The organism is Lysobacter sp. A289 (assembly GCF_054072675.1).
Window position 1 is genome coordinate 803,084 of the sequence record NZ_JBSVRN010000001.1, and the last position, 18,446, is coordinate 821,529.

Sequence of the window (18,446 nt, forward strand, 5' to 3'; positions counted from 1 at the left end):
ATGCCCTGGTGCCACGCGGGTCGTGTTTATCGAGCAGTCCTTGTGACAATAATGATGTGACAAGAACGGACGAGCCGAGGTTCCGCCGGACTGTCGCTGCTAACATGGCCGCCCCAAGGGCAGGGGTTAGACGCAGACCGGAATCGCAGGTCGGACTTTTGGCCCAGGCCCATGCCACCACTTGGATGACAGGGGCAACTCCCTGCGAAATCAAAACCTTATCTCGCGTCGCGAGTGTATCAGATAAGCCATAGCGAATGACCCATTCAGAAAGCACTGAAAACCATGCCGGCGCGCGTACGATCGCAGTGCCCGAAGACCGCGATGGCCAACGCCTGGACAACTTTTTGCTGGGCATCCTGAAAGGGGCCCCCAGGTCGCTGGTTTACAAGTTGGTCCGCTCCGGCCAGGTGCGTGTGAATGGGGGCAGGGCGAAGGCGGAACGCAAGCTGGAAGGCGGCGACAAGATCCGCATCCCTCCGGTTCGCATCAACGAGGTGGGTGAGAAGCCGGCCCCGCCGCAGGGATTCATGAATGCGCTCGATGCGGCCATCGTCTACGAGGACGCCCGGCTGCTGGCGTTGAACAAACCGTCGGGGGTCGCCAGTCACGGTGGCAGCGGGATCAGTTTCGGGGCGATCGAGACCTTGCGGGCCTTGCGGCCGGGCCACACCCTGGAGCTGGTGCATCGCCTTGACCGGGATACCTCCGGGATCCTGGTGATTGCCAAGAAGCGCTCGGCGCTGACCGAGATGCAGGCCTTGATGCGCGAAAGCAGTGGCGGTGCGGGCGGGATCCGCAAGCGCTACCTGGCGTTGTTGAGCGGACGCATGCCCGACGGAGTAATGACCGTGGATGCGCCGCTGCACGTTGGATTACGCCAAGGGGGAGAGCGCCATGTCCAGGTCAATCGCGCAGGCAAGGCATCACTGAGCCACTTCCAGGTGCTGGAGCGGCGCGGCGGGCAGTCTTATTGCGAAGTCCGGATCGAGACCGGGCGTACCCACCAGATCCGTGCGCACGCCCGGCACATTGGCCATGCGGTGGCCGGCGATGACAAATACGGCGACCCGCTGGTGAACAAGCGCCTGCGCGACCAGGCTGGACTGAAACGCTTGTTCCTGCATGCCTCCACGCTGGAATTTGCACTGGACGCCGGCAAGACGCCTTACATTCTCAGCGCGCCACTGGCACCGGAGCTGCTCGAGGTTCTCGACCGACTGACGTGATCTTCGGCCGGCGCCAGTGTGGCTGCCTCAAATGCAGGTGGATCAGCGTTGCTCATCCAACTGGAAGCACATCTGCGGGCGCATCTTGGGTGGGGTGAACGTCACCGGCACGCGCAAGTCGGATTCCACCGGTTCGCCGCGGCTGGTGGCCGGCTCGAAACGCCAAGTCTTGACCGCCGCAACGGCCGCCTCGTCCAGCGCCGTATGGCCACTGCCGTTCTCGACCCGGACATCACTGATGTGGCCATCGGCGGTGATTTGCATGATCAGGCCAACCTCGCCGCCCACGTCGGCGCACGCCAGCTCCGGTGGATAGGTCGGCGGTGGGGTGTCGACGGCCAGCGGTTGGGTGGGCATGACCCTCGGTATCTGGACGGTGGTGTCCGGGTCGCAAGCGGTCAGCAGTACCAATGACAAGGTTGCTGCAATGAGCACGGCAATGGAGCGGCGTGGGGTCGTGATTGCAGGAGCCTGGGTTGCGGGCATGGGTGGCATGGGCATCGGTGACATGGACATCTGTGACATGAGCATCACTCCGTGAGTGCCTGCGTTTTGGCCGCGCAGATGAAGTCGTTTTCGCTGAGTCCGCCAACATCGTGGGTCGAGTAACGCACGACGCAGCGGTCGTAATGGACACTCAGGTCCGGGTGGTGGTCCTCGCGATGGGCAATGAAAGCCAAGGCGTTCACGAATGCCATCGTCCGGTAGTAGTCCTTGAACTGGAACGTCTTGCACAGGGCGCGGCCATTTTCGGCCAGTTCCCAGCCCGGAACTTCGATCAGCAGTTCGCGCACCCGCACATCGCCGAGCTTGTGTTCACTGCCGCGACGGGGCGCGCAATGGGCGTGGGCGAGGGGGATCATGTCGTTCATCAGGGCTCCTTGGCTCGCTAACGGTTGTATAGCGTATAGACCGTTAGAATAGCGGCATGATCCAGATATCAGAATCCGCCCAGACCCATTTCCGTAAATTGATCGAACGAGAGGCACTGCCTGAACTTGGCGTGCGTTTGTCGGCGGTCGATCCCGGCACGCCGCGCGCGGACGTGCGGCTGGAGTTCACCCAGCCGGGCGACCTGCAAGGTGACGAATGGGCGATCGATTGCCGCGGCTTCACGTTGTGGCTGGAGGCAGCCAGCGTGGAGGTCCTGGATGGGGCGGAGATCGACTACGAGAACCAGGCGACGGGCGGCCAGCTGCAGATCCGCGCGCCCAAGATCAAGGGCGTGGCACCAGGCGAGTCGGCCTCACTGGTGGAGCGCGTGCTCTACCTGGTGGAGAACGAGATCAATCCGCAGCTTGCCCAGCACCGGGGCAGTGTTTCAGTGTCGGAGGTAACGGCCGAAGGGGTCGTGGTGCTGCGCTTCGGCGGTGGTTGCCACGGATGCGGAATGGCGGACATGACGTTGAAGAACGGCATCGAAAAAACCCTGCTGGAAAAAGTCCCGGGGGTAACTGCGGTGCGCGACGCGACCGACCACGAAACTGGCGCGGCGCCGTATATCGCCCGCGAAAGCGGCGCCTGAGCCTGGCGATGCATCGTTGACGGTCTCGGTCGACGCATGGATCCACGCATTACAGCTTCGCCTGAAGCTGATTGCACCGCATCGGCGCATGCCGCCGGGCGAGTTCCCGTCCGGATGGCAGCAATGGTTTGCATCGATGTCGCCGCGCGCCGGCGCGGTGACCGGCGCCAGCGCCCGGTCGATCGCGGCGGCAATGGCCGAGCGTCCCTTGAAGGCGCCGCCGCGTGCGTCGGCACCACTGAGCCAATGGCAGGCACTCACGGCGCTGGGTCGCCAGCAGTGGGAGCCAGCCCAACGTGACGAGCGTGGGCTTCGCTGGTTCGCCACAGTTACTTCGGTTGGCTGGCACGTGTTGCTGGCGGCAATACTGGTCTGGCTGATCTACCAGCAATCCGTCAATCCGTCCCATCCTCCACCCAAGGGCGAAGAGATGGTGGTGCAGATCGAGTATGTCGGAACGGGAACCCCTGAGCAGGTGGGCGGTGGGCCGGCCTCGGAACCCGAACAGCAGCAGAGCACCCCCGTACCACCGACGCCGGTTGACGATGTCCCTGACGCGCCGACGACCAGTGCGTCGCCACCGCCGGAAGCGCTCGAGCCGCCGACCCCGGAACCGCCTGCGGTTCTCCCGGCTCCGCCGCCGGCACCGGCTCAGGTGCAAGAAGTCGCGGAAATGGCGGCAACAGAGGCCAACCAGCCACTGACGGTCAGCGAGCCGATCGGCGAGGTCAGCGACTTCGTATTGCCGCCGACCGCCCACCGCCTGGATGCACCGGAACTGATGGTGCCCGAACTGCAGATGTCGATACCCGCCGTCGAAGTGGCGGAGGTGCCGGTTGCGCCGCGCCCGACCGTGTCGGTCATTGAAGCATCGCCGTCGGCACCGCCGGTTCTGGAGCAGCGTCCTGCCGAAGTGGTCGTGCGCGAGATCCCCATTGCCCTACCAAGCAGGCCACTGCCAAGCGTGCCGGTACCGAGCATCCCGCCGCCCCGGTCGTCACCGTCAACCGTGGTGCGACCCGCGCTGGTCGCCCCGCCAAGCGAACTCCAGGCCCCCGCATTGCAGGCACGGGAGATTCCTGCCATCACGGCAGCCCCTGCCGTGTCACCCAAGCCGTCGACTACTGCAATGCCGACCGTCAGCCAGTCTGCTGAGCCGGCGGCACAACCACTCTCGCCGGCGATCAAGCCCCCTGGTGCCGCTGATCAACCCGGCGTCAGCTCCAATGCGGGTCCAAAGCAGACACCCACCCCCGGCGGTTGGCCTGATCCGAAGCGTGGCGACGACTGGGGCGCAGATGCGCAAGAGCGTCCGGGCCAGCAACTGGGCCAAGCGGACGGTTTGTACAACAGTGATGGCAGCGCGAAGCTGGCAGAAACGCCTGGCTCGGCATCGCCGGGCAAGCCCCCGGGCACGGTCACCGATGAGATCGTCAACCTCGACCGCAACGGTACCTGGCTCAAGCGCGCGCCAACCGATTACGAGCCAACCGCCTTTGATCAGTACTGGCGTCCGACCGAAACGCTGCTGGAAGAGTGGGTCCGCAAGAGCGTTAGTACGATCCGCATCCCGATCCCCGGTACCAGCAAGCACATCGTCTGCCATACCGTGCTGTTGGCGCTTGGCGGAGCATGCGGCATCAGCGACCCCAACCTGGCCGACCAGCCAGCGACGGCGCGGCCATCACCGGATATCCCATTCAAGCCGGAGTTGCAGGACGATAACGGCAGCGTGCCGGCCGGCGACTGACGGGCCTGGTAGCAATAAAAAAGCCCGCGTCAAGCGGGCCTTTTTACTGGTGACGGTTTCCTGGTGGGAAGCGGCAGGTTGGCTACTTGTCGTGGGATCCAACCATGTTGACCAACTTGCTGTCCCGCGATCCAAAATACGCGCTCAAGTTGGCGATCTGCTGATCGGTCAGGTCCTGGGCCTGGGACGACATCAATACATGCTCGCGGCTGCCGTCGCGATAGCCTTGCAACGAGTGGGCAATGTAGTCCGCGTATTGCCCACCAATGATCGGATACGTCGGGTCGATCGGTGCGTTACCTTCCGCTCCGTGGCAATCGATGCACGATTGGCCGGTTGCCGCACCCTTGACCTTGGCCTGTTGCTCGCCCGCGGCGATGTTGCCGTTGGGCAGGCCGGCCGAGGATGAGCTCAGTGCGGCATGTTCGCCATCGGCAGGAGCGTCTGATGAACACGCCGACAGGGCCAGCATCGTGGCGAGCAGAACAGGTGCGATGGCGAAATTGCCGCGGATCGTCATTGACATCTGTTCTCTCACTTCAAGTTGGAAAGGAATGCGGTGATATCGGCAATGTCCTGGTCCGAGAAACCCCGGGCCTGGGCCTGCATCGTGGGATGGCTGCGCGTGCCGTCCCGATAGGCGTGCAATGCATTGCTCAGGTAAACCGCGGACTGGCCGCCGAGCTTTGGCACGTGGTAATTCGGATAGGCGTTCTTGTAGCCATCGATCCCGTGACAACCTTGGCAGGTGTAGGTCAACAGGAAGCCACGCTCGGCAGCGCTGGACGAGTCGTTGGTCCCGGCAGTGGCGGGATCCTGGGCCATCGCCGGGGCGGCGAGGAGGGTGAGCGCCAGGCAGGCGGCAATAGTCAGCGGTCGCATCATGGTGTAGTCCGCAATCTCTGTGGCTGGATAGGTGTTTAGCGGGGCAGGTGGACTTACGCGTATCCACGGTGCTCGCGCATAATCTACAAAGTATAGCTCGCGTTCATCGTTCCATGAAGGCCTGGCCATTGGCAACCGGGTTCCTTCGATGCCGGGTATCGCCGGACAAGTCGGCGTGACCTTCGGGGGATAGGATCCGGTCAGCTATACTGATATACATAGCTACAACACCGGCATGCAGTCGATGCGTCACATGCACACACACATTCCTCGGGGTCACTTGATGCGCCAGCCTATTTTTCCACCCACCGGTAGCGGCCTGCGCGTCGCTGCGTTGGCACTGCCCTGTTTGTTGCTGCTGGCGGCCTGCTCCGGTGGCAAGCCAGACCCGGGTGCCGACAAGACAGGCAGCGAAAAAGTCGTCGAAGCGGTGCCGGTGGAGGTCGCTGCTGTCACCCAACGACCGATGGCCGCGAGCTACACGGGGACCGCGCCGTTGGAGGCGCCCACCGAATCCCAGGTGGTTGCCAAGACCTCCGGTGTGGCCCTGGACGTGCTGGTCGCCGAAGGCGAGCACGTCCAGGCGGGCCAGGTTCTGGTGCGGCTGGATTCGGACCGGGCGCGACTGCAGCTGGCACAAGCCGCCGCGCAGCTGGGCAAGCTGCAGAACCAGTTCGAACGGGCGAAGACACTCGCGGCCGAGCAGTTGATTGCCGCATCCGACTATGACCAGATCCGCTACGACTTGGCCAATGCCAAGGCCGCCAACAAGATGGCCCAGTTGGAGCTGTCGTATGCCAGCGTCAAGGCGCCGATCAGCGGGGTGGTGGCGTTGGTCACGCCCAAGGCAGGCAATTTCGTGCAGATCAATACCCCGATCGTGCGGATCGTCGACACCTCCAGGCTGGAGGCCACCCTGAACGTGCCCGAGCGGGAACTGTCGGTGCTGAAGCCCGGCCAGGAGGCGCAGTTGCGGGTGGACGCATTGCCGGGCAAGAGCTTCGTCGGCATCGTCGATCGTGTCTCGCCGGTGGTTGATGCCGGCAGCGGCACCTTCCGGGTTATTACCCGGTTTGATGGCGTCGGCATATTGCGGCCGGGCATGTTCGGCCGTATCAGTATCGATTACGACCAACGTGCCAACGCCTTGGTGGTGCCCCGTATTGCATTGCTGGAAGACCAGGGCGACCCGGCGGTGTTCGTCCTGAAGGACGGCAAGGTGGCGCGCACGCCGGTGCAACTGGGTTACATGGACGGTAGCTGGGCTGAAATCCGTGGCGGGCTGGGACTGGGCGATCGCGTGGTGGTTGCCGGCAAGAGTGCGTTGCGTGACGGCAGCGCCGTGGCGGTGGTCGACGCGCCGGCCGATGAACAAACGCCGGTTGCCGACAGCGCGCCGACCCAACAGCCGCCGGCTCCTGCGCCGACGGCGGCGACCGACCAGTAGGCCGGGCCGAACGTGAGCGACGACATCAACAATCCTTCCCGCCCGATGCCCGACCCGCATCGTTCCGCCGGTTTCAGCCTGGTCGAGTTTTCCACTCGTCGCCGGGTCACCGTGGCGATGGTCACCATCACCTTCCTCCTGTTCGGGTTGATCGCGCTGGGCAACCTGAAGGTCAACCTGCTGCCCGACCTGAGCTATCCGACCCTGACCGTGCGCACCGAGTACGTCGGTGCGGCGCCCACCGAGATCGAGACCCTCATCACCGAGCCGGTAGAAGAGGCGGTCGGCGTCGTCAAGGGTCTGCGCAAGCTCAAGTCGGTCTCGCGCACCGGCCAGAGCGATGTGGTGCTGGAGTTTGCCTGGGGCACCGACATGGACCAGGCCGGGCTGGAAGTGCGCGACAAGATGGAGGCCTTGCAGCTGCCACTGGAAGCCAAGCCGCCAATACTGCTGCGCTTCAATCCCTCCACCGAGCCTGTTATCCGGCTGGCGCTGTCCACCACGGCCGACGACGACAGCCTTCGCCACCTGTCGGTGCTGCGTCGCTATGCCGAAGAAGACCTGAAGAAGAAACTCGAGCCGGTGGTGGGCGTTGCCGCGGTCAAGGTCGGCGGCGGCCTGGAGGATGAGATCCATGTGCTGATCGACCAGCAGAAGCTGGCCCAGTTGAACCTGCCCATCGAGACGGTGATCCAGCGACTGGGCCAGGAGAACATCAATATCTCCGGCGGCCGGCTGGAGCAGGGCAGCCAGCGTTATCTGGTACGTACGGTCAACCAGTTCGCCAGCGTCGAGGAAATCGGCAACATGCTGGTGACCACCAGCAGCGGTGGCGACAATGCGGCGCAGGACGCGGCCGCACAGATGGCGCGGGTCGCTGCGGCGTCCGGATCCGCCGATGCGATGGCGGCGGCGGCCTCCGTGCAAAGTGCGTCGTCCGGCAACTCCGGCGCGATCGCCGGAGGCAAGGCGGTCCGGCTCAAGGACATCGCCGAGGTCACCCAGGGCCACAAGGAGCGCGAGTCGATCATCCGCGTGGATGGCAAGGAAGCTGTCGAGCTGGCGATCTACAAGGAAGGCGATGCCAATACGGTGGCCACCGCCGATGCCGTGCACAAGCAACTGGTACTGATCCAGGAACAGATCCCGCCCGATATCGGTCTGACCGTTATCGAGGACCAATCGACGTTCATCCGCCACGCCATCAGTGACGTCAAGAAGGATGCGGTGATCGGCGGCTTGCTCGCGATCCTGATCATCTTCCTGTTCCTGCGCGATGGCTGGAGCACGTTCGTGATCGGGTTGTCGTTGCCGGTGTCGATCATCACCACCTTCTTCTTCATGGGGCGACTGGACCTGAGCCTCAACGTGATGTCACTGGGTGGGCTGGCGCTGGCGACCGGTCTGGTGGTGGATGACTCGATCGTGGTGCTGGAATCGATCGCCAAGGCACGCGAACGCGGGTTGGGCATCCTGGAGGCAGCGATCAAGGGTACCGGTGAGGTCAGCATGGCGGTGGTCGCGTCCACCTTGACCACGATTGCGGTGTTCCTGCCGCTGGTGTTCGTGGAGGGTATCGCCGGCCAGCTGTTCCGTGACCAGGCGTTGACGGTGACCATTGCGATTGCGATCTCGCTGGCGGTGTCCATGACCCTGATCCCGATGCTCAGTGCGCTCAAGGGACGGCCGCCGCTGGCCTTCCCGGAAGAGGCGGCGCACCCGCAGTGGAAGCCGGAGTCCCGGTTGGCGAAGCCCTTGGCCATGGCCGAGCGTGGCGTCGGCGCCGGTGTACGCGGCGGCTTTTTCGGACTGACGTGGGTGGCGGTGCGTTTGTGGCGTGGGCTCTCCGCCGTGGTCGGCCCGGTGATGCGCAAGGCCAGCGACCTGGCGATGAAACCCTACGACCGTGCCGAGCGCGGTTACCTGAGGCTGTTGCCAGCGGCATTGGCGAGGCCGCTGGTGGTGCTGGGAGCGGCGGCGACGGTGTTCGTGCTGTCGCTGCTGCTGGTGCCGTTGCTGGGTGCCGACCTGATCCCGCAACTGGCCCAGGACCGCTTCGAGATGACCGTCAAGCTGCCGCCGGGCACGCCATTGCGCGAGACCGATGCGTTGGTGAGCGAGCTGCAGGAAAAAAATGCCGACGCGCCGGGGATCCGGACCATGTATGCGGTCAGCGGCAGCGGCACGCGGCTGGACGCGAGCCCGGCGGAGAGCGGTGAGAACATCGGCAAGCTGAGCATCGTGATGAGCGATGGCGGCAGCGAGCAAATCGAGGCGGCGACCACCGAACAACTACGCAAGACGATGCAGTCCCATCCCTCCGCGACGGCGGATTTCAGCCGGCCGCAGTTGTTCAGTTTCTCGATGCCGCTGGAGATCGAACTGCGTGGCGGTGACCTGGATTCCATCAAGACCGCCGGCCAGGAAATGGCGGCGATGCTGCGGGCCAGTCCGCATTACGCCGACGTCAGCTCCACGGTCGAGCAGGGTTTCCCGGAGATCCAGATCCACTTCGACCAGGAGCGCGCGGCCGCCTTCGGGCTGACCACCCGGCAGATCGCCGACGCGGTGGTCGCGAAGGTGCGCGGCGAGGTGGCGACCCGTTACAGCTTCCGCGACCGCAAGATCGACGTGCTGGTACGCGTGGAGGAGACCGATCGTGGCTCGGTGGAGGACATTCGCCGGCTGATCGTCAACCCGGGCGGTGCCGCGCCGGTACGGCTGGCGTCGGTCGCTGATGTGGTTGCGACCACCGGTCCCAGCGAGATCCATCGTGCCGACCAGGTGCGGGTCGCGATCGTGTCGGCCAACCTGCGCGACATCGACTTGGGCAGCGCCGTGGTCGAGGTACAGCAGATGGTCGAGCAGAACCCGTTGGGGGCCGGAGTACAGATGCATATCGGCGGCCAGGGCGAGGAACTGTCCAGCTCGATTCGCTCGTTGAGCCTGGCGTTCGGGCTGGCGATCTTCCTGGTGTACCTGGTGATGGCATCGCAGTTTGAATCGTTGCTGCACCCGTTCGTGATCCTGTTCACCATTCCGTTGGCGATGGTGGGCGCGATCCTGGCGCTGTTCCTGACCCGCTCACCGGTGTCGATCGTGGTCTTCATCGGCTTGATCCTGATGGTCGGGCTGGTGACCAAGAACGCGATCATCCTGATCGACAAGGTCAACCAGTTGCGCGAGGCGGGCGTGGCCAAACACGAGGCATTGGTGGAGGGCGCGCGCTCCCGGTTGCGGCCCATCGTGATGACCACGATGTGCACGCTGTTCGGCTTCCTGCCGCTGGCGCTGGCGTTTGGCGAAGGCGCCGAGGTGCGCTCACCGATGGCCATCACCGTCATTGGCGGCTTGCTGGTCTCCACGCTGTTGACGCTGGTGGTGATTCCGGTGGTGTACGACCTGTTGGATCGGCGTCCGGACCAGTATTACCGCACTCGCGCGCACCGCACTGAGCCCCACCCGGAGTCGCTGGGGTGAACATCTCCGAGATGAGTCTGAGGCGCCCGGTCACCACGATGATGCTGTTCGTGTCGATGGTGGTGATTGGCCTGATCGCGGCGGTACGGTTGCCCCTGGAAGCGCTGCCGGCGATCTCGTTCCCGGCCGTGTTCGTCAACTTGCCGTATCCGGGTTCGACGCCCGAAGAGGTGGAACGCACGGTGCTGCGCCCGGCCGAGGAAGCGTTGTCCACGATGAGTGGGCTGGAAAGCCTGCGTGGCACGGCGACCTCGGATGGTGCAAGGCTGCAGGTGATGTACTCGGACTGGGACACCGATGTGCAGATTGCCGCGTCGGAGGCGCGCGAGCGACTGGATGCCATCCGCGACGAGTTGCCCGATGACCTGCAACGCTATTTCGTCGGCAACTGGTCCAGCAGTGATGATCCGATACTGGAGATCCACCTGGCCGGCGACACCGACCTGAGCCAGGCGTACGACCTGATCGAGCGCGAGTTCCAGCGTCCGCTGGAACGCGTCGACGGCATCGCCAATGTCGATATCGGCGGCGCGCCGGCCAACGAGATCGAAATCGCCATCGACCCCGACCGGTTGACGGCCCACGGGCTCAGCCTCAACGAGCTGACCCCGCGCCTGCAATCGTTGAACTTCTCCATGGCGGCGGGCGAGATCGAGGTGGAGGGGCGACGCCTGCGGGTGCAGCCGGTCGGTGAGCTGACCGACCTGGACGAGTTCCGCCAGTTGGTCATCAACGACGCCGGGGTGCGGCTGGGTGATATCGCCGAAATCCGCATCAAGCCCGAACGCGTCACCGGCGCGCGCCAGCTCGACGGGCGCCCCTCGGTGACCCTGGACATCTTCAAGGAGCGTGAGGCCAACCTGGTGGATGTTTCCCGGCGCGCGCTGGAGGAGCTGGAACGGATCCGCCAGCAGCCGGCATTGAGCGGGATCGAGATCAAGGTCGACGACAATCAGGGCAAGGAGGTCACCAGTTCACTGCTGGAGCTGGCCGAAGCCGGTGGTATCGGCTTGCTGCTGTCGATCGCGGTGCTGTACTTCTTCCTGCGCCACTGGCCGTCGACATTGATGGTGACCCTGGCGATCCCGATCTGCTTCGTGATGACACTGGGCTTCATGTATTTCGCCGGCGTCACCCTTAATGTGTTGTCGCTGATGGGCTTGCTGCTGGCGGTCGGAATGCTGGTGGACAATGCGGTAGTGGTGGTGGAAAGCATCTACCAGGAGCGGGAGAAACTTCCCGGACAGCCGGTTCAGGCCTCGATCGTCGGTACCCGCAACGTCGCCATCGCATTGTCGGCGGGCACGTTGTGCCATTGCATCGTGTTCGTCCCCAACCTGTTTGGCGAGGCCAATGACATCAGCATTTTCATGTCGCAGATTGCGATCACCATATCGGTGTCGCTGCTGGCGTCATGGCTGGTGGCCGTCAGCCTGATCCCGATGCTGTCGGCGCGGATGAAAACGCCGCCGGCAGTAAGCAACGAAGGTGGAATCATCCATCGGCTGCAGAAGCGCTATGCCCGTTTGCTGCGGTGGACCCTGGATCATCGCGGCTGGAGCGTGTTCGGGATCGTGTTGATCATTGCCGTCAGCATCGTGCCGATGACCCAGACCAAGATCGAGATGTTCGGTAGTGATGACGGCAAGGAGGTCGAGATCTTCTACAAGTGGCAAGGCAGCTACACCAAGGAGCAGATGGGCGAAGAAGTCCGACGTGTCGAGCAATACCTGAACGAGAACCGTGAGCGCTTCCATATCGTCCAGGTGTATTCGCAGTATCGGGAGCAGGGCTGGGCCGAGACCGAGGTGTCGTTCGACGACTCGGTCGAAGATCCATCCAAGCTGGGCGAGATCATCAGCAAGGAGTTGCCAAAGTCGGCGCGCGCGAAACTGGGTGTCGGCCGCAGCCGAGGTGACGGCGGGGGCGCGGGCAATATCGAAGTGCACCTGGTGGGTGACTCGACCAAGATATTGGAGAACCTGGCCGAGGATGTCGTGCCGATCCTCGCCCGCAATCCGGAGCTGCGCGACGTGCGCGTCGACAGCGGCGACCAGAACAACGAGTTGACGGTGCGCGTTGATCGCGAACGTGCCGCAGCGTTCGGTTTCAGCACCCAGGACGTTTCCCGCTTCGTATCGTTGGCATTGCGCGGCGCACAGCTGCGCGAGTTCAAGCGTGACCAGACCGAGATCCCGGTATGGGTGCGCTTCCAGGGCGCCGACAACTACGGAATGGAGGACATCGCGGCGTTCACCGTGCGCGCACCCGATGGTCGCACCGTGCCGCTGATGGCGATGGTCGATGTCAACGTGCAGGAGGCGGCGACCGATATCCGCAGGACCAACCGGCAGACCCGGTTGACCATCCAGGCCAACCTGGCCAATGACGCCACCGTGCCGCGCGCCCGTGAGGTGATGGAGCAGACCCTGGACGGCGTTGCGTTCCCGCCGGGTTATGGCTACAGCTTCGAGGGCAGTGCCTTCCAGCGCGATTCCAAGGCCCAGAACCAGATGATGTTCAACCTGGTCATCGCGCTTGTGATGATCTACGTGGTGATGGCGGCGGTGTTCGAGTCGCTGTTGTTTCCCACCGCCATATTGAGCTGTGTGCTGTTCTCGGTGTTCGGCGTGTTCTGGCTGTTCTGGATCACCGGCACGACGTTCTCGGTGATGGCGTTCATCGGCATCCTGGTGTTGATGGGCGTGGTGGTGAACAACGGGATCGTGATGATCGAGCACATCAACAACCTGCGCCGCCGCGGCCTGTGTCGCACCGATGCCCTGGTCGAAGGCAGTCGCGAGCGCCTGCGGCCGATCCTGATGACGATGGGCACGGCGATCCTGGCGATGGTGCCGATCGCGCTGAGCGAGACCCAGGTGTTGGGCGGGTTGACCTACTTCCCGATGGCGCGTGCGGTTGCCGGCGGTCTGGCGTTCTCGACCGTGGTCAGCCTGCTGTTCCTGCCGACCATCTATGCGCTGCTGGATGACCTGCGTAACGGGACGGTCAGGATCGTACGCAAGGCAAGGGGAGCAACGCCTGCGCCGCTGGCGGGTGGGCTCAACGAAGCCTGACGGGTTTCGGCAACGTTGCCGGCCCGTCTGGCCGGCAAGTTGTATCCCGGTCGCCACGACACGGGCGCGACCCGAACGGGATGTGACGGCGCCGTATCAGAACACGGTGCTGAGTATTTTCAGCCCGCCGACCCATACGCCAATCGCAGTGCCCATGCTGGTCAGGAAAAAGTTCAGCAGTATCCGCGCCACCCGGTTGCGCCACCAGCCGCGCATGGTCTGCACGTCCGCGCGCAATGCCATGAAATCGGCGTAAGTCGGCTTGCGCAGCGTGGCCTCGGTCAACGCGCTGAGCATTCCCGACCCCAGCGCGGGGTGCAATGGGGTAATCGGGGACACCAGGAATGCGACCAGGATGCTCAACGGGTGCCCGCCGGCGATCGCGCAACCTGCCGCGCCCAGCAAGCCGGTCGCCAGCACCCATTGCAGCAGCAACTCCGAGCCGACATCCAGGCCACCCTGCGAGAAGCCCCAGGCGAAGCCGCCGATCACGATGGCACTCACCACGATGCTGACCCACGGGATTCCGCTCTTCTTCGGAAGCGACTCCAGCTCCTCGCGGATCGCGGTCGGTGCGGCGGTCTCCTCGCGCAGGTGCCGGGCCAGCCCCTGCAAATGACCGGCGCCGACCACCGCCAGCACCTCGCGTGAGCCGTCGTTGTTGGTGTCCTGACGGATCTCGCGCAAGCGCGCCGCCATATAGCGATCGCGTTCGGCAATCACTGTCTCGTAGACGGCCGGGCTTTCGCTGGCGAACTCATTGAAGCTCGCCTCCAGCATGTCGCCCTGCTTGAGTTTCTCGATCTCCTCGCTGCCGACCTCGTCATCGGCAAGCAGGCTGACCAGCAACCCGCCGCCCAGCTTCGCGCGGCCCCAGAACCCGAGCCGGGACGAGGCGCGCTTGAAGGTCAGGCCGACGTCGCGATCAATCAGGTGCACGGGCAATTCGCGTGCCCGGGCTTCCAGTACCGCGCGCTTGAGTTCGGCGCCGGGTTCCACGCCCAGTTGCTCGGCGAGCCGGCGTTGGTAGGCGGACAGGGCCAGGTTGGCGGCAAACATCGCGGTCTTGCCGGAACGGATCACCTGGACCAGGTCAAGCTTGGCCATTGAGTCCGCATCAGTGAGGGCATTGAGGCGGGGGGCGTCCAGCTCTACCGCGACCGCATCGTAGTTGCCGCTGGCGATCGCGGCGGCAACCGCCTCAACGCTGGCCCGCGATACGTGGGCGGTGCCCAGCAGGGTGTAGCGCACGCCGTCGCGCTCGACGACTTGATGTGGCTGCCCGCGCAGGAAGTCCGGGGTAATGTCGTCCACGGTGGTATCAATCATCAAGCGGCAACCAGTTGGAGCAAGGGGGAATGTGACGGCGGCACTGTGCCGGGTTGGACGCGCAGCGCCGGGGAAGGTTCAATCCCGGTAGCGCTTGAGCAGGTCGCCGTAGGCATCGATGCGGCGATCACGCAGGAACGGCCAGATCCGCCGGACGTCCTCGCTGCGTTGCATATCGACTTCGGCCATGAGGATTTCCGGGTCACTGCCAGCCTCGGCGAGGAACTCTCCCTGTGGCCCCAGCACATGGCTGTTGCCCCAGAAGTCCACTCCCGACGTCCCCAATGGCGACGGCTCGTGGCCGACGCGGTTGCAGCTCAGCACCGGCAGGCCGTTGGCGACCGCATGACCGCGGTGGCTGATGATCCAGGCATCGCGCTGACGATCTTTTTCGGCCTGGTCGTCGTCGGGGTCAAAGCCGATCGCGGTCGGATACAGCAGCAGCTCGGCGCCCGCCAATGCCATCAACCGTGCCGCTTCCGGGTACCACTGATCCCAGCACACCAGCACACCGAGACGACCCACCGAGGTATCGATCGGCTCGAAACCCAGGTCGCCCGGGGTGAAGTAAAACTTCTCGTAGAACCCCGGGTCGTCCGGGATATGCATCTTGCGATATTTGCCGGCAATACTGCCGTCGGCTTCAAGCACCACGGCGGTGTTGTGGTAAAGACCAGCCGCGCGACGCTCGAACAATGAACTGACCAGCACCACGCCGTGCTGTTTCGCCAGTTTGCCCAGTCGCTCGGTGCTGGGGCCGGGGATCGGCTCGGCAAGGTCGAACTCGTCCACCGATTCGTGCTGGCAGAAGTAGGGGCCGTTGTGGATCTCCTGCAACAGGATCAACTTCGCACCCTGCCTGGCAGCGTCAGCCACGCGCTGTTCAATCAACCCCAGGTTGGCGTCGGCGTTGCCGGCGCCCTGGTCGATGATGGCGCGCTCCTGGATCAGCGCGACGGGAAGGGTCTTGTTGCTCATGATGATTCCATTGGCTGGGATCGCTGCCGGACGGCAGGAGGAACCAGCCCCGCCGGCAGCTGCATGGTGATGCAGTGCAAGCTGCCGTTCTGCCAGATCAGCGAGCGACACGGAACCTGGACGATTTCACGGCCCGGGAATGCCTTCGACAATACTGCTGCGGCGGCCGTATCGGCGATGTCATCGTAGGCGGGCATCAGCACGGCGCCGTTGATCACCAGGAAGTTGGCGTAACTGGCGGCCAGGCGACGTCCGCCGTCAACCACTGGTCTGGGCCATGGCAGCGGGAAAAGCCGGTAAGGCTGGCCGCTGCGAGTGCGCAAGGCTGACAGCTCGACGCCCATCGCCTGCAGTTCGGCGAAATGGGAGTCATCGGGGTCGTCGCACGCCTGATAAACGATGGCATCGGTCGCGGCGAAGCGGGCGAGGGTGTCGATGTGGGCGTCAGTGTCGTCACCCTCCAGATAGCCGTGATCCAGCCACAACACCCGATCCTGCTGCAACCAGCCAGCCAGTTGTTGCTCCAGCGAGGACCTGGACGCATCCGGGTGGCGTTCGCTCAAGCACGTCCACGTGGTGAGAAGCGTGCCGGCACCATCGGTTTCAATGGCGCCACCTTCAAGTGCAAAATCAATGGCTTGCCGGGAACTGTCAATGAAGATTCCGAGGTCACTCAGGGCTTCCACCAAGCGGTCGTCGCGGCTGGCCTGGAATTTTCCGCCCCAACCGGTGAAGCGGAAATCCAGCAGCCGGTAGCCATCGGTGGTCACCAGGGTGATGGGGCCGGAATCGCGTAGCCAGGTGTCGTCGTAGGCAACGGCGATGAACCTGACCCGCTCCATCTCGACCCGTGCCGAGGCCAGCCGGGCGCGCGCATAGGCTTCGACATCATCATCGGCGACGCAGACAAGCACCGGCTGGAAGCGGGTGATTGCCGCGACCAGGGCGATATACGTCTCTTCGACGTCGCCCAGACGCTCGGCCCAGTCAGTACCTGCGTGCGGCCAGGCGATCAGGATCGCCGATTGGGGCTCCCACTCGGCCGGAAAGCGCAATAAATCAGTCATCGATCACGTCGGTTCATATTGTGCGGTCACAAGATCGCCGGCTTCGGGCCGATCTCGCTGGCGTCGGCCTGGTTGGCAACCACGTCGATCACGCGGTTGTTCTCAAAGTAGACGGTAAAGGCGGGGTAGGCCCAGCGGTTGATGGTCGGCCATTGCTGCTTTTGCCCGCCACGTGGGTCCAGCCGTTGCGCGGGGGCTCCGAAGCGGGCCTCGACCTGTCCCATGCTTTGACCACGGGCCGGCACGGTCGCCGGGTTTTGCTGCTGGACGCGCTCGATCAGCAAGGTTTCTGCCGAAGCGGTACTGCCCAAGGTCAATAATGCGAGCAACGAAAGTGCGATAACGCCGGTCTTCATCATCATGTCCCCATCCCCCATGCAAGAAGGCTTGGATTGTAAGCGCAAGGCCGCCGCAACTGGCAGCGCACGTCACGGATCGACGACGCCGGCTTCAAGGCGCCCGGCTTCAACAAGCCCGGCTTCAACAAGCCAATTCCAACTTGGGAAAGCCCAATGCAAGAAAGCCGCCCGGAGGCGGCTTTCTCGACCAAGCGCAGACGCGCCCGCAGAATCAGCGCTGACGCGCCTTGAAACGCGGGTTCGACTTGCAGATCACGAAGACCTTGCCACGACGGCGAACGACTTTGCAGTCGCGGTGACGGGTCTTCGCCGACTTCAGGGAGTTCACGATCTTCATGACAAACCTCAGGCAACGGATGGATAAACGAGTAAGCCGGCAATTCTAGCGGGTCTTTGCGTGGCGGATCAAGGGGGTAGGGCGCTTTTATCCAACAGGTGCCGGCGAACGCTTGCATCCACGCATAATAGGGCATGACCAAAACACCCAACATCGCAAATGACCCCGCCGCATCGCCGGTGCTGACCATCGACGGCCCCTCCGGATCGGGCAAGGGCACCATCAGTCGCCTGGTCGCGCGCCGGCTTGGCTGGCACTACCTCGACTCCGGCGCGCTGTATCGCGCCATCGGCGTTGCCGCCGGCTGGGGCGACATCGACCTGTCGGATCCTTCCGCGCTGGTGCGCTGTACCTTTGACACCGAAATCGGCTTTCGTGAGGTCGATGGGGAGTTGCAGGTATGGGTGAACGGTACGGACGCCACCCACGAGCTGCGCACCGAAACCGCGGGGGCCGCCGCGTCTGCGATTGCCGCCATTCCCGAGGTGCGTGCGTCGTTGAAGGATCGCCAGCGCGCGTTTCGGCAGCCCCCGGGACTGGTCGCAGACGGCCGCGACATGGGTACCGTCATCTTCCCCGATGCCGCCCACAAGGTATTCCTTACCGCCAGTGCCGAGGAGAGGGCGGGCCGGCGCTATAAGCAGTTGAATGACAAGGGGGTTTCCGTTACCTTAAGCGGTCTGCTACGGGAGATTTTGGCCCGTGACGCCCGTGACGCGAGTCGTGCGGTGGCGCCGCTGCGACCGGCCGATGACGCCGTGACCGTCGACACCACCGGAATCGGCATCGATGAGGTTGTCGAGCATGTCCTGGGCCTGATGACCGCGTAGCAGGGATCATCGCTTCAAATTTACCTGTTCCAGATTTACCTGTCCCAGATTTACTCGTTCCAACTCTACCCGTCGCAATCCCGCGGCGGATCAACCAACCGACACATGGTGCAGCTGCATCGCACCACATCAACGGGTGGGTCGACCACGTGC

General features: G+C 64.0%; 17 protein-coding genes. 8 read left to right on the forward strand and 9 right to left on the reverse strand.

The window, feature by feature from the left end; all coding sequences use genetic code 11:
• The first annotated feature begins 257 nt into the window (after positions 1–257).
• Positions 258–1,229, forward strand: a complete 972-nt coding sequence (locus ACW5DN_RS03765) for an RluA family pseudouridine synthase (RefSeq protein WP_456961415.1) — start codon at positions 258–260, stop codon at positions 1,227–1,229.
• Between the two features lie 42 nt (positions 1,230–1,271).
• Here the strand turns inward: ACW5DN_RS03765 and ACW5DN_RS03770 are convergent, their stop codons facing one another.
• A complete protein-coding gene (locus tag ACW5DN_RS03770; RefSeq protein WP_456961416.1) occupies positions 1,272–1,586 on the reverse strand; it encodes an energy transducer TonB in 315 nt (104 codons plus the stop codon).
• On the opposite strand from ACW5DN_RS03770, the gene ACW5DN_RS03775 reads away from it, so the two are divergent.
• Positions 1,585–1,770 carry a hypothetical protein gene (locus tag ACW5DN_RS03775; protein ID WP_456961417.1) on the forward strand — a complete coding sequence of 62 codons (186 nt, stop codon included), beginning with the start codon at positions 1,585–1,587 and terminating at the stop codon, positions 1,768–1,770. The genes ACW5DN_RS03770 and ACW5DN_RS03775 overlap by 2 nt on opposite strands.
• Here the strand turns inward: ACW5DN_RS03775 and ACW5DN_RS03780 are convergent.
• Complete coding sequence (locus tag ACW5DN_RS03780; RefSeq protein WP_456961418.1) at positions 1,760–2,101, reverse strand: 4a-hydroxytetrahydrobiopterin dehydratase; 342 nt, start codon at positions 2,099–2,101, stop codon at positions 1,760–1,762. The two genes, ACW5DN_RS03775 and ACW5DN_RS03780, sit on opposite strands and share 11 nt — an antisense overlap.
• Positions 2,102–2,157: 56 nt before the next feature.
• Here ACW5DN_RS03780 and ACW5DN_RS03785 point away from each other — a divergent pair, with 56 nt between their 5' ends.
• Entirely contained in the window at positions 2,158–2,754 is a 597-nt protein-coding gene (locus tag ACW5DN_RS03785; protein ID WP_456961419.1) for an NfuA family Fe-S biogenesis protein, read from the forward strand.
• A gap of 16 nt (positions 2,755–2,770) precedes the next feature.
• Complete coding sequence (locus ACW5DN_RS03790; RefSeq protein WP_456961420.1) at positions 2,771–4,504, forward strand: hypothetical protein; 1,734 nt, start codon at positions 2,771–2,773, stop codon at positions 4,502–4,504.
• 82 nt (positions 4,505–4,586) lie between these two features.
• On the opposite strand, the gene ACW5DN_RS03795 is transcribed toward ACW5DN_RS03790, so the two are convergent.
• Together ACW5DN_RS03795 and ACW5DN_RS03800 are read right to left on the reverse strand one after the other, a co-directional pair.
• On the reverse strand, positions 4,587–5,024 hold the full coding sequence (locus ACW5DN_RS03795; protein ID WP_456962947.1) for a c-type cytochrome: 438 nt from the start codon (positions 5,022–5,024) through the stop codon (positions 4,587–4,589).
• Between the two features lie 14 nt (positions 5,025–5,038).
• Positions 5,039–5,386, reverse strand: coding sequence for a c-type cytochrome (locus ACW5DN_RS03800; RefSeq protein ID WP_456962948.1), 348 nt, complete (start codon positions 5,384–5,386; stop codon positions 5,039–5,041).
• A 286-nt stretch (positions 5,387–5,672) separates the two neighbouring features.
• Between ACW5DN_RS03800 and ACW5DN_RS03805 the strand changes: the two genes are divergently transcribed.
• Genes ACW5DN_RS03805 through ACW5DN_RS03815 form a run of 3 tightly spaced genes read left to right on the forward strand, consistent with a single transcriptional unit; the run spans position 5,673 to position 13,393 of the window.
• The gene (locus ACW5DN_RS03805) at positions 5,673–6,836 is read left to right on the forward strand and encodes an efflux RND transporter periplasmic adaptor subunit (RefSeq protein WP_456961421.1); all 1,164 of its coding nucleotides are present in this window, start codon (positions 5,673–5,675) and stop codon (positions 6,834–6,836) included.
• 45 nt (positions 6,837–6,881) lie between these two features.
• Complete coding sequence (locus ACW5DN_RS03810) at positions 6,882–10,316, forward strand: efflux RND transporter permease subunit (protein WP_456962949.1); 3,435 nt, start codon at positions 6,882–6,884, stop codon at positions 10,314–10,316.
• Positions 10,313–13,393 carry an efflux RND transporter permease subunit gene (locus tag ACW5DN_RS03815; RefSeq protein ID WP_456961422.1) on the forward strand — a complete coding sequence of 1,027 codons (3,081 nt, stop codon included), beginning with the start codon at positions 10,313–10,315 and terminating at the stop codon, positions 13,391–13,393. Before ACW5DN_RS03810 ends, ACW5DN_RS03815 begins: the two co-directional genes overlap by 4 nt.
• A gap of 96 nt (positions 13,394–13,489) precedes the next feature.
• Here ACW5DN_RS03815 and ACW5DN_RS03820 read toward each other — a convergent pair whose 3' ends face one another.
• The 5 genes from ACW5DN_RS03820 to ykgO form a co-directional block, all read right to left on the reverse strand.
• Positions 13,490–14,707, reverse strand: a complete 1,218-nt coding sequence (locus ACW5DN_RS03820; RefSeq protein WP_456962950.1) for a TraB/GumN family protein — start codon at positions 14,705–14,707, stop codon at positions 13,490–13,492.
• A gap of 93 nt (positions 14,708–14,800) precedes the next feature.
• Positions 14,801–15,700: a carbon-nitrogen hydrolase gene (locus tag ACW5DN_RS03825; protein WP_456961423.1), complete on the reverse strand. Its 900-nt coding sequence runs from the start codon at positions 15,698–15,700 to the stop codon at positions 14,801–14,803.
• Positions 15,697–16,767 (reverse strand): agmatine deiminase family protein, encoded by a 1,071-nt coding sequence (locus ACW5DN_RS03830; RefSeq protein ID WP_456961424.1) that lies wholly within the window; start codon positions 16,765–16,767, stop codon positions 15,697–15,699. The genes ACW5DN_RS03825 and ACW5DN_RS03830 overlap by 4 nt, the downstream gene beginning before the upstream one ends.
• Before the next feature lie 26 nt (positions 16,768–16,793).
• On the reverse strand, positions 16,794–17,123 hold the full coding sequence (locus ACW5DN_RS03835; RefSeq protein WP_456962951.1) for a hypothetical protein: 330 nt from the start codon (positions 17,121–17,123) through the stop codon (positions 16,794–16,796).
• A gap of 214 nt (positions 17,124–17,337) precedes the next feature.
• Positions 17,338–17,463, reverse strand: coding sequence for a type B 50S ribosomal protein L36 (gene ykgO, locus ACW5DN_RS03840; protein ID WP_456961425.1), 126 nt, complete (start codon positions 17,461–17,463; stop codon positions 17,338–17,340).
• A gap of 134 nt (positions 17,464–17,597) precedes the next feature.
• Between ykgO and cmk the strand changes: the two genes are divergently transcribed.
• Positions 17,598–18,293, forward strand: a complete 696-nt coding sequence (gene cmk / locus ACW5DN_RS03845; protein ID WP_456961426.1) for a (d)CMP kinase — start codon at positions 17,598–17,600, stop codon at positions 18,291–18,293.
• Positions 18,294–18,446 lie beyond the last annotated feature (153 nt).